The organism is Kocuria sp. NPDC057446, assembly GCF_042802875.1.
Lineage (GTDB): Bacteria > Actinomycetota > Actinomycetes > Actinomycetales > Micrococcaceae > Kocuria.
Map to the genome: position 1 here is coordinate 1 of NZ_JBHVDI010000131.1, position 11,292 is coordinate 11,292.

The window sequence follows — 11,292 nt, forward strand, 5'->3', positions numbered from 1 at the left end:
GTTCCCGTCGGAACGGGAACCGCCCACCCGGTTCTGGTGCGTGGCGTGTCAGCGCACGCGGAGGTAAACGGGGCCCGAGCCGACGTTGACGGTCTGGATGACCGTCTGGTTGCCGTTCCAGCCGCCGTGGACGGCCTTGCCGCCGCCGATGTAGACGGCGATGTGGGCGAAGCCCATGCCGCCGTTGGCGTAGTAGACCAGGTCACCGGGCTGGGCCTGGGCGGCGGAGACCCGGGTGCCGAGGCTCAGGTAGGAGGCCGGCCAGCCGTGGTGGTTGATCCCGGCCGCGCGCAGGGCCTTGGTGACCAGGGCGGTGCAGTCCTGGCCCACGCCGAGCTGGTTCCGGGCCGCGGCGGCGATGGTCGCGGCCTTGCCGGACTGGGACTGGATGCTGATGAGCTGCTGGGGGGCTGCGGCGGGCGCGGCCTGGGCCGGGGCCACGCTGCTGAGCGCCAGGGCGCCGCCGGCGACCGCCAGGATCGCGGTGCGCCCGAGGCGGAACGAGCTCTGGGCGCGGTGACGGGGCGTGCGGGACTGGAAAACGGGCATGAGTGATGTCCTCCCTCTTGCCTGCGAGGTGAGCTGTCGGATGCGGGTGGGAGACACCCGGTCGCAGGGCTGGGGGCCCTGACGACTTAACCCCTAGGTCCCGGGGGAGGGACCGTTCTTGGTTCCCCCGCTTCTGCCGAGCGATGTGTCTGGGGGCCCCGGGCACCGGCAGAATTCGGCGATGTGCACGGGGGTGCCGATCAGTGAGGGAATCGGCACGGGGAGAACACTAATCGAAAGATAACGGAAATGTCACGTTTAGATCACGGGCGTGTCTCGGCTTCTGTGCCGACCCAGCAGAGCGCTTCCCCATTCGGGCGGCGGTGCTGGGCCAGGGGCGCCGATGGAGATCCGCCTGGAAGGCCATCTCGAGACGAAAGTGCCCTTGACCAGGGGCTCAGTTCGAGTCATGCCGACAGGCGAGCGTGCTCCTGCCTCGGAGTGGAGTGTCCGGTGGTGGCACCCGCGCTATGGCGCACCAGTTTTTCGGAAGAACTCCATTAAGCCTTTGGCCGTCGATGTGAGCAGCCCTTCCCCCTCGGGACGGTGAGGGCAATTTCTTGTACATCCTGAGCCCCAGGTAGAAATTCACAAAAAGAAACAACTGTATTTGGGGTGATTGCTTGACGTGAGTCGGCTTTCTTGGAGCACGCTTCGGGGGTGCGTTCTTTGCATCGCATGCCACCTGTGCATCAGGGCAGGGCTCCAGAAGCGGCGCCACACGCGGGTCCACTTCCCACCCTGTCCTCGACAGCGGCGCCCGCCGCGGCCTTGGTCGGTCGACGAAGGCCTGGACGACGTCGAACCAGGCGTCGGCGTCGGGCCCTCCGCGACGAGGCGCCCGCCCTGGCGGTGCCGTCGCCGGGTGGCGAGCAGGGTGAAGTCCAGGGCCGGGGCTGAGACCTCACAGTCTCGGCACGCACGTCCCGGCGCCGAGCTTGGCGAGGCCGGCGCGGTCCCCGGGCGCGAAGTCGGTCAAACCCACGTTGTCGCCGTACATCAGCTGCCCGGGATCGTCGACATGGTCCAGGCCAACGACGTGCGCCAGCTCGTGCATGATCACCGCGCGCACCTGATCCGGCCGCTCCATCATCGAGGTCAGAGAAGGAGCATCAAGGACCACCTGTCCGGTCACGTAGACGAAGGGACCGGCGTCCACGTTCCGGGCGGTGCTCCCGCCCCGACCCGCCACGTCCCCAGCCAGATCGGGGTGCTCTTCGGCGTCGGACCAGGCGATGAGGATCGGCGCCCACTGGCGGCCGTAGCGGTCGGGTTGATATGGCTCACGCCGGCTCGAGGGTGCTTCCGTCGTGGTTCCGGCGTCGACGAACTGCAGGCCCGTTGCCGCCGAGATCGCTCCGATGGCCTCCTCGATCAGCTGCTCACCGCCCGGAGGAGCATCGTCCGGGCGCACGACCACACGAACCGGCCGGCACGGGTCGTAGGCGACCATCTCCTGCTCCGGGTCCGGTGACTCCATGAAGCGGTATCCGCCGATGTCCGCCACGGCTGGTGGGACCCCGATCGGATCGCGGGAGGCATCGACCCCGGGCGGCGGCGCCGAGGCGTTCGGCAGATAAGGGTGGATCACCGGCAGGGCGTACTGGTTGAAGAGGTCCGGGGTGACCCACAGTGCTGCCAGCAGCACTATCCCGATCGCGGGGGACGCCCGCCAGGCGCGGTTGCGTCGCTTCACATCCTTCGACCAGCGGCTGGCGGACTGCCGGGCGATGCGGGCAGCGCGCCTCTGCTTCCGGCGTCGTTGACGGGGACTCATCCCCGCCTGTCGCTGGTGTTCCTGCGCCTCCTCCAGGACCCATTGCGGGGTGCGTCCGCTCGGTGATCTCCTGACGTGCGCGGACACGTCGATGTTCTTGCCATGACGGACCGAGGAACCTCGACGCGGCGTGATGCCACCGGCTTTGTGCATGTTTCCTGGCTTCCGTGTTCGACCGATGCGGCGGTGGGTGTTGTCGCGGCGCCGACACGCGGCGAGCTGCCGCACACCGTGATCGCGATTGCAAACCGAGCGGAATACTATCTGGTAATAGAGACTCGACGATCCAAGGAGGGACCTATGGGGAAGCAGCGGTCGACGCCGAAACGGGCACCGGAGCCCGGCTCCCAGCGACCGGTGGGTCGCTCGACATCGACACCGCTGCCTCAACGGGCAGGGGCACTGAAATCCGCTTCCCTCACTCCGGACGGCCCCAAGACGGACCCGCTCGCACCGGGCATGGTCGTCCCGTCGACGAGGAAGCGCCTGCAGGCTTCTCAGCGATTCGCGGCAGCCCTGGCCGCTCCTCGGGCGAAGAAGGTCGTACGCCCGCCGGACGGTCATGAATTCGTCTACACCGTCCGTTGCGTCCACTGCGGAGCACGTCAGGAGCTGCCCTCGCTCGAGCAGGCCTATCCCAGCCACCTGCAGCGGGGACGGGGAAAGGTCCTCTGCCCTTGGAGCAACACGCGCCTCAGCGCTCGCCAGATGCAGGGAGCGTTCCGGCGCACCGTAAAGAAGCCCGTGGCACCCACCAACACGGTCAAAGTTCCACACACTTCTCAGAAGCCGGACCGCTCCACGAGCAAGACCATGGTCAAGGCATCGTCCCAGAAGGCGAAAAAACCGCAGACTCCACCGCAGCGTCGCGGACAGGCAGTCTCCTCGACGCGCTCGGCGAAGAACTCCTCCGCCACCGATCGTGGCGCCGCGGCACGGGATCGATACCGCGAGCGCAGGTTCTTCACCTCCGAGTACGGCGACATCGGCGACGACCGCTTCCGCGAGCGGGGCGAACTCAACGCGGACTCGGTCAGTGTGTCAGCCCGGTTGGGGCCGTCCCAGGGAACGGGCCGTCGTCGCTGATGAGCCTCAGAGCTTTGGCTTTGAGTGGGGCGGCGATCCGTGTCTCATCGCCTGTCTGCCCGCGGGGCTCGCCCCGGACCCGGCTGGCCGGCGAAGGCCTGGACGATGTCGAGCCAGGCGTCGGCGTCGGGGCCCTCCGCGACGAGGCTCCCGTCCTGACGGTGCCGCCGTCGGGTGGCGAGTAGGGCGAAGTCCAGGGCCGGGCCGTGGACACGCTGACTTGCCTCTGCAGAGCCCCAGGTCCAGGCCTCGTCCTCATGGGTGAGCTCGACGCGGAACGGCTCGGCTGGCGGTTCCAGCCCGCGCTGCCGGAAGGCGTAGTCGCGGGTGGCCACGCCCAGGTGGGCGACGTGCCGCAGCCGGTGCGAGGCGACCGGGGGCGCTCCGAGGGCGTCGCGAACGTCCTGGCCGTGGGCGAAGGTCTCCATGATCCGAGCGCTGGCCATCATGGGCGCGCCCAGGGGCGTGCCCATCCATGGGATTCGCTCGCCCTCCGGTACGGCGGCGAGCCGCTCGAGCACCCGACGCCGGCTGTCCTGCCAGGACGCCAGGATCTCGGCCGGCGGCCGTGCGGCACCCTCCTGGGCTCCGCGGTCGACGACGTCGGCTTCCGCCCGGAACTGCTCCCGCAGCTGCGCGAAGACCTCCGGCTTCTCCAGGGCGGTCAGCACGGTCCGCTCCGTCCATGTGAGGTGGGCGACCTGCTGGCGGATCGTCCACCCCTCCGCTGGGGTGCGGCGGTCCCAGTCCTCGGCGGGCAGCAGCCGCAGGAGCTCCTCGAGCAGGTCCCCCTCCTGACGCAGGTCGGCCAGCAGGGCGGCGGGGTCGGTGCGGGTCCTCGGCTCATCACGGTGCGCGGCTCCTTCTTGAGGTCTTGCCGGTTGCCCTCCCCAACGGGTCCCAGGGGGACTTTACGTCGTCGGGCACCTCTTGCGAGCCGCCAAGTGCTCACTGCACCAAATTCGTGGCTGTTCGGTCGGTGACAGAGAACTTGACGTCTGGATGCAGGTGATAGAGGCGAAGACGTTGAAATTTAGGCCTCCGACTCTTGCTGACAGCCTGGTCATATCAAAAAGCTCTCGTCGAGTCCTTCCACACGGGGCCGGCGTCGGTGAGCTCGTACAGTCCCGCGTCCAGCGCTCGATGATGGTTGGGGCACAGAAGCCGCCCATTGGCGACGTCGGACGGACCTCCCTTGCTGTCCGGGAAGATGTGAGCGGCCTCCAGAATGGACATCTCCTGCAACCCGCAGACGGCGCACTCAGCCGGGTAGTGCTGCAGCAGCAGTCTCCGGAAGGCCTGCTGGTGCAACCGGCGCCTGCTGAGGCCTGGGGCATAGCGCGCCTCGATTGCCGAGGCCACTTGTTCGACGGGTCGATGGGACGCCCACAGAAGCTCCAGGTCGTCGGCGACATCGGCAGCGAGGAGTACGCCGCCCCCCTGGAAGGTCCAGCCGTTGTCCGGAATCTCCTCCTTGAGGACCTCCCGCGGAAGCACATCCTGCGGGTCGAGCAGGGTGTCCCAGACGACGTCGACGAACGGGGCTTGCTTCTGCTGCTCCTCGTCCCAGTGATCCGCGTACTCGATCTTACTGAGGGCGGTCCCTGAGGCGACCATGCCGAGCGGTCTGGTCCCGACCTTCAGAAGGAAGATCCGATCCCCGGGATGGACGCCGGATGTGCGGCTTCCCGTCGACCACCTGTCCGGCGCTTGCCCCTGTTCGGCGATGAGCTGCTGCATGCGATCACGATCGTCCTGCGACCATTCCCAGCTGCTGGGATTCCACAGGAGTACGAAGGTCGAGGTAGACGGTGGGAGGAGCGGAACCCGGTCCTCTCCGACCACGGTGAACCCGAGACTCGTCAGCTTCTGCGCCACCGTGTTGAGGCCCCCACTGAACATGTCCGCACGCAAGGGTTCGCCGTGCTGATGGCCGTAGGCTGCCGCGGCCAGCGCTTTGGAGTCGTATGTGCGGCCGCGGTGCTCGACGACGTAAGTGCGGGCTCGGCCGAACCCGTACTTTTCCAGGAACCGGTCGCGACCGAGCTCGTCGAACTCGTGCATAGCCGCCACAACAGCTCCGGGATCAGTCAATTCGCTCAGCTTCATGCTTTGCACCCTAGGGCCATGGTCGAGTCGGAACCAGAGGCGAAGCGAGGGGCGCGGGTGACGCCGCGTCTGGGCGGAAGACCCACCATGACAAGACACAATGGTGCCCATGGCCGAATCCGATGACGCAACAACCAGCCGTTCGCGCGTGACGCTTCCGTCCGCCCAGAAGATGTATTGGGCGGCGAGGCAGTGGCGGGACCGTTCGTTGATCGATGACCGCAGCCTCTTCAGCGGGGAATTCATCAACGGCAAGGCAGCGGTACAGGAACTGGTTGATGGGTTCATCCTCAGGCCCGATCTGGGGGAAGGGACCTTCTACGGAAAGCTCGAGGCACAACTCGCTGATCTCAGTGCAGACGCGGTGCAACTCGCCGCGGAACTAATGTACGTCTACTACCTCATCGTCACGACCCGGGCGGCACGGGCCAAGACGAAGCGTGACCAGATCCGAATGATCCTGGACTACCGCAATGCCGGCACTTCAGACCTACCGGACGAGTTCGCCGAGGCGCTCGCCGGTGGAGTCGCCCATCCGGGAACCGGGTACAACACCTACCGCTGGAAAATGTTCGCCTACCTCATCCGGGTCTACGAAGCGGCGAAGACGTTGCCCCCGGCCGAGCGGACCGGCGTCTTCACCGACTGGGACACCTTCCAGCGCTTCATGGAGCGCATCGATGACCAGTCCGTGTGGAGCCAACGCTTTGCCCTCGAGCACATGCTGTTCCCGGACTATGCGCCGGCCATCACCAGCCGCGACGACCGACGCGCCCTGCCCAAGTTCTTCGCGGAGCGACTGGGAGGGGAGTACGAGGTAGCCGAGATCGTGCGGCGGCTCGAGCCGAACGCCTGGTTCGGGAACCGCGCCTACACGGACCTCTATCGCACGCCCTACCGGGAGCTGTGGCAGCAGCCCAACCCGAAGATGGAAACCTATGTCTCCTGGGCGCGGCGTTTCACCAACGTGCTGGATCAGCCCCGCGCCGTCTGGGAGGAGCGGGCACTGCGGGCTGAGGGGGCCCTCCGAGCGGCGACCAGCGGGGGACCCATCGGCGGTCCACTGCGCGCAGCCCTCGCCGACCTGGATTCAGGACTCGCATCGGCAGTTTCGACTGTCGTGTCCTGGGCACAGAGCGACGACGCGGCCGCCCGGCATGCCTTGATCGCCTTTGCGGATCACCGCGGTGGGGAAGCGATCGACCAGTTCTGGAACCGAGTGCCCGACAACGTGCGACCGGGCGACAGAGCCCAGATGGCACTCGCCTCGGTCCTGCTCATGGCACAGGATGCTGAGGGTTTCCCCCTCTGGCCGTTCGAAACTGCGGCCACGTCCCACCGTCTCGCCAACGGCTATCCGGGACAGGACTCCTCCACCGTGGGGGAGAACTACGTTCTCTACCTCGAGCGCCTAGACGCGGCCCGAGTCGGCCTCGGGAGCCCGGAGGACCTTTGGGGCACCCGTCTCGACGCCGCCGTGCTCGCCGACCTCCTTGTCAGAACCGGCCGCCCCGAGGGGTGGGAAGACACCGAGTGGCGGGCCTACGACGCTTGGCGCACCGGCAAGACCGTTGCACTGACTGCGGCGAACACGACTTCATCGACGGCAGCAGCGGTGGTCACCGCGCCGGCAGAGGGCCCGGGGATGGAGGCGCCGTCGTCGGGTTCCTTCGAGGACCTCGCGGACGCGCTGTCCCTGGACGAGGACGGAGCAAAGTGGCTCGAGGAGACGCTGGAGCTGCTCCAGTTGAAGAAGCAGCTGATCCTGCAGGGCCCTCCGGGCACAGGGAAGACCCACCTGGCACGCAAGCTCGCGGAGTTCCTCGCGGGAGCCCCAGAGCGGGTGACTCTCACCCAGTTCCACCCGGGAACGAGCTACGAGGATTTCGTGCAGGGACTGCGACCGGACCCGGAGAACCCGACGTCGTTCCGGGTGGTCGACGGCCCACTGCTCCGCCTCGCCAAGGAGGCGGTGGCGCACCCTGAGGACACCTACGTAATGCTCGTCGACGAGATCAACCGCGGCAATGTCCCGGCGGTGTTCGGGGAGCTCTACTACCTGCTCGAGTACCGCGGCGAGGCGGTCACGCTGACCTACGGCCAGGACTTCAGCCTGCCGGGCAACCTGTTCCTCCTCGGCACCATGAACACCGCCGATCGCTCCATCACCGCCCTGGACTCGGCGCTGCGCCGGCGCTTCTACGTCCGGGACCTGCGGCCGGGCGAGACCCCGGTGGACGGCATGCTCCGGAACCACCTCGCCCAGCACGACGCCGAGCTGGAGTGGCTCGCCGAACTCCTCGACCGGGCGAACGGCATCATCAAGGACAAGGACCAGCACGTCGGCCCGAGCCACTTCATGGGTCAGCAGATGGACGAGACCCGGGCCCGGCGCGCCTGGGACTACACCGTGATGCCGACCCTCCGAGAGGTCTTCTACCGTCGTCCGGAACTCCTCGACCAGCTCGAGTTCGCGACCCTGAAGGCGGCCGTGACGCACACGGCAGGCGATGCTGCAGCTGACTGAGTGGGAGACCTCCGGGCCCCTAACCTTGACCGCCTCCCAACGGCACGTGCTGGAGACCCGTTTTGAGGCGGTCATCCGCGCGACCGGCCACGGCGACGAGGTCACCGTACGCCCCGGTGGCGTTGTGGGCAGCGTGAGCGTCGGCGGTGTCCCCATCGTGGTGCGGCCCAAGATCCCGATCGACCGGGTGCTGTTCATGACCGCCTATGCCGCGGACCCGTTCCGGTGGGAGGAGAACTGGTCGGTCATCGCCGGCGTCGACGACCTCCAGGACGGCATGACCGCCCTCTTTGTCGCAGCGTGCCACCGGACGCTGCAGCGCGGACTGCTGCGCTCATACCGAACCGTCGACGCCGACCTGCCGATGGTGAAGGGGCGGGTGCGCTGGAACGTCCAGGCGCGGAGGCTCGCGCCGCTGCCCGTCGCGTGCCGCTTTCAGGTGCACGACGACGACATCACAGAGAATCGGCTCCTCCGCGAGGCCTTCGGGGCGCTGCGTCACAGTCGCTTGACCGACCCGGCGCTTGCGGCCGGTGTGGACCGCCTGTGGCGGAGCCTCGAACACGTCCGGCCGGTGCGGGAACCGCTCGTTGCGCTGGATGCGATCAGCTGGACCCGCCAGAACAAGCACTACCGTCGGATTCTCGGCCTAGCTCGGGTGGTGCTGGAAAACTCCATGGCGGACCTTGCCGGTGGCACCGTGGGCACGGTCGGCTTCACGCTCCGCCTGCACGACGTCTTCGAGCAGTTCGTGCGCACGGCCCTCCGTGAGGCTGGCGGCCTCACAGAAACGGAGTTCCCCAACAGCTGGCGGGGGAGGGGCCTGTCTCTGGCCGAGAGTGGTCAGGTCCCCCTCGCACCGGACCTGGGAGTGCGGATCGGCGGGCGGTGGCGGTTCGTGGGCGACGTGAAGTACAAGCGCGATGCCGGATTTGGGCATGAAGCAGATTTGTACCAGCTCTTGGCCTATGCCACCGCGACCGGGCTTCCGGAGGCCACACTGATCTACGCGCAGGGCCCTCGGGCGCGGATTGTGCACGAGGTGCGACACGCCCAGAAGCGGCTGTACGTGCGGCATCTTGACCTATCAGCCTCACCGCAAGAAGTGCTGAATCAGGTCCACGCATTAGCTGAGCGGGTGAATACGCGCCAGGACATTGAGCTGTCGACCGACGCCTGGTTCTAAGAGATGTGACCTGGAGCCATAAATGCGACTCGAGTCGCCGTTCGGTGGGGCGAGCGATGATTAGGACGAGGTCACGGAATATCGTGTGCTTCAGGACAGCGGACGGTGAGCGCGCGGACCCCCCATCCCGAAAGAGCGCCCTGCCCCCCGCAGGTGCCCACCTCCCCCTCATCGGGTGCCGATCCACTCCTCCCGACCGTCAGGAACCAGCCATGAACGACGAGATTCACTTGATCAGCGACGACCATGGCTTTGCAGTCATCGGGAATCCGGGGGCTGTCGAACGGTTCCTCGCCTCTGAGGGTTTGCCGTCGAAGGACCTCGGACTGCAACGGCTCGGGTCTGCCCTGAGCGCCGGCGCCGGAGTGGCACACGCAGGTTCCGAGATCGCAGCCCACTCGGGCCGATGGGTGAAACTCACCGAGAAGTCCGCGCAGGACCTGAAGAAGTACAAGCTGATGAAGGGCTCTGAGACGGGTGTCAGCCGTGCAGTGCTGACCGAGAACGGAAAGATCAGCGGATTGTTGGAAGTCGTGAGGACACCCGGGTCGCTTCTGGCCAACCCGGCGCTCCTGGCGGGTGCCGCCGGGATCATGGCGCAGCTCGCCATGCAGCAGACCATGGACGAGATCACCGACTATCTCGCCACGATCGACGAGAAGGTCGACGACGTGCTGCGGGCCCAGAAGGACGCCGTGCTGGCGGACATGATCGGCCTGGACTTTGTGATCGAGGAGGCCATGCTGATCCGGGAGCAGGTGGGACGGGTCTCCGAGGTCACCTGGTCGAAGGTGCAGGCCACGTCCGTGACGATCGCCCGTACCCAGGCGTATGCATTGCGTCAGCTCGACGCCCTCGCGGAGAAGATGGAGCGCAAGACCAGGCTCGGGGAACTCGCCAAGACGTCAAAGGACGCCGAAGCCAGGACCCGGGATTGGCTCGCCGTTCTGGCACGGTGCTTCCAGTTGCAGGATGCACTCGCCGTACTCGAGCTCGACCGGGTACTGGACGCGTCCCCCGAGGAATTGGACCGTCACCGGCTTGCCCTTCGGGCTGCGCGGGAGAACCGGAGGGACCTCATCTCCCGGAGCACCGAGCGTCTGATGGCCCGTATGGACGCGGCCGCCGGGACGGCCAACACCAAGGTGCTGCTGCACCCGAGGGACTCGCGGTCCGTGGTGCAGGCGAGCAACGATGTCGCCATCGCCGTCGTCGACTTCCACACGCAACTCGGGATCGAGCGCGACCGAGAGTCGTTGGAAGCAAGGCGATGGGTGGACGCGGCCGCTGACGTCAGAGACAAGGTGCTCGAGACAGGAGCCGAGGGCGTCGGCGCCGCGAAGGACCTCGGCAGCGACACTTTCGACCGGGCCAGAGCGGCGACGGGCAAGCTCTCCAGCAGGATCGCGGAGAGAACGAGCCGCCGGCGCGTGGACGACGAGGACGGCTACGAGCGGGACTGACCGAAAGCCGGCTGTCAGTGGCCTTGAAGCTTGAGGGGCAAGTGGCAGTTATGAATTGGCCCCTTGCGCGGTGAAGTCGCGGTCCTCGGCAGCAGACCGGGATGCTTCGTCGTTGATCGCCCCAATCACCTGGGTCCAGTCCAGCCACCACCCGGCGGCCACCTGGTCGAAGAAGAACCGCTGGGTGCGTCCGTTGCCTTCGCGGAACGGGTGAAGGTCATTGACCTGGTCGTAGCGACGGGCCAGGGGACTCACCCAATCTCGTGACGGGCGCGGGTGCGCCGCAGCAGCTCCTCGACCTCGAGCTGGCCATCGGCGAAACGCTCCATGTCCGCCCGCGTCGCCTCGGTGACCTGCAGGCCCTCCATGGCCGCGCTGTGTGTTGCCGCTGCCACCTGCCAGACCCGGTCGTGCGGAACCAGCGGCGGCCTCGTGGGCTGATGAGCCATCACCAAGGATTCCTTCCTGGACTCGCGACCGTGCTGTTACGTGAGCTGCTAACACCTGGTCTCAATACCTGGTCGGTCGTTGCTCGCCTTCGGTTGGGCGACTGATCATGCCTGCATGGCCACACGCACGCACCAGTGGATGGTCG

At 67.1% G+C, this 11,292-nt stretch carries 10 protein-coding genes and 1 riboswitch; of the genes, 4 read left to right on the plus strand and 6 right to left on the minus strand.

Annotated elements, in window-relative coordinates; genetic code table 11:
- Positions 1-48 precede the first annotated feature (48 nt).
- Together ACFU0Y_RS14110 and ACFU0Y_RS14115 are read right to left on the minus strand one after the other, a co-directional pair.
- Positions 49-549 carry an NlpC/P60 family protein gene (locus ACFU0Y_RS14110; protein ID WP_380215158.1) on the minus strand — a complete coding sequence of 167 codons (501 nt, stop codon included), beginning with the start codon at positions 547-549 and terminating at the stop codon, positions 49-51.
- Positions 550-554: 5 nt separating this feature from the next.
- A riboswitch (cyclic di-AMP (ydaO/yuaA leader) is annotated at positions 555-740 on the minus strand.
- 713 nt (positions 741-1,453) lie between these two features.
- On the minus strand, positions 1,454-2,479 hold the full coding sequence (locus ACFU0Y_RS14115) for a matrixin family metalloprotease (protein WP_380215159.1): 1,026 nt from the start codon (positions 2,477-2,479) through the stop codon (positions 1,454-1,456).
- Positions 2,480-3,070: 591 nt separating this feature from the next.
- Here ACFU0Y_RS14115 and ACFU0Y_RS14120 point away from each other — a divergent pair.
- A complete protein-coding gene (locus ACFU0Y_RS14120) occupies positions 3,071-3,412 on the plus strand; it encodes a hypothetical protein (RefSeq protein WP_380215160.1) in 342 nt (113 codons plus the stop codon).
- A gap of 44 nt (positions 3,413-3,456) precedes the next feature.
- Here ACFU0Y_RS14120 and ACFU0Y_RS14125 read toward each other — a convergent pair whose 3' ends face one another.
- The gene (locus ACFU0Y_RS14125) at positions 3,457-4,227 is read right to left on the minus strand and encodes a TIGR03084 family metal-binding protein (RefSeq protein ID WP_380215167.1); all 771 of its coding nucleotides are present in this window, start codon (positions 4,225-4,227) and stop codon (positions 3,457-3,459) included.
- A gap of 253 nt (positions 4,228-4,480) precedes the next feature.
- Positions 4,481-5,521, minus strand: coding sequence for an HNH endonuclease (locus ACFU0Y_RS14130; protein ID WP_380215161.1), 1,041 nt, complete (start codon positions 5,519-5,521; stop codon positions 4,481-4,483).
- A 109-nt stretch (positions 5,522-5,630) separates the two neighbouring features.
- Between ACFU0Y_RS14130 and ACFU0Y_RS14135 the strand changes: the two genes are divergently transcribed.
- The 3 genes from ACFU0Y_RS14135 to ACFU0Y_RS14145 all read left to right on the plus strand — a co-directional run bounded on the left by ACFU0Y_RS14135 (position 5,631) and on the right by ACFU0Y_RS14145 (position 10,697).
- Positions 5,631-8,048, plus strand: a complete 2,418-nt coding sequence (locus tag ACFU0Y_RS14135) for an McrB family protein (RefSeq protein WP_380215162.1) — start codon at positions 5,631-5,633, stop codon at positions 8,046-8,048.
- A gap of 46 nt (positions 8,049-8,094) precedes the next feature.
- Positions 8,095-9,234 carry an McrC family protein gene (locus ACFU0Y_RS14140; protein WP_380215163.1) on the plus strand — a complete coding sequence of 380 codons (1,140 nt, stop codon included), beginning with the start codon at positions 8,095-8,097 and terminating at the stop codon, positions 9,232-9,234.
- Between the two features lie 212 nt (positions 9,235-9,446).
- On the plus strand, positions 9,447-10,697 hold the full coding sequence (locus tag ACFU0Y_RS14145) for a hypothetical protein (protein ID WP_380215164.1): 1,251 nt from the start codon (positions 9,447-9,449) through the stop codon (positions 10,695-10,697).
- Between the two features lie 48 nt (positions 10,698-10,745).
- On the opposite strand, the gene ACFU0Y_RS14150 is transcribed toward ACFU0Y_RS14145, so the two are convergent.
- Both ACFU0Y_RS14150 and ACFU0Y_RS14155 read right to left on the minus strand, forming a co-directional pair.
- On the minus strand, positions 10,746-10,952 hold the full coding sequence (locus ACFU0Y_RS14150; protein ID WP_380215165.1) for a Fic family protein: 207 nt from the start codon (positions 10,950-10,952) through the stop codon (positions 10,746-10,748).
- Positions 10,949-11,146, minus strand: a complete 198-nt coding sequence (locus ACFU0Y_RS14155) for a hypothetical protein (RefSeq protein WP_380215166.1) — start codon at positions 11,144-11,146, stop codon at positions 10,949-10,951. Before ACFU0Y_RS14155 ends, ACFU0Y_RS14150 begins: the two co-directional genes overlap by 4 nt.
- Between the last annotated feature and the right edge of the window lie 146 nt (positions 11,147-11,292).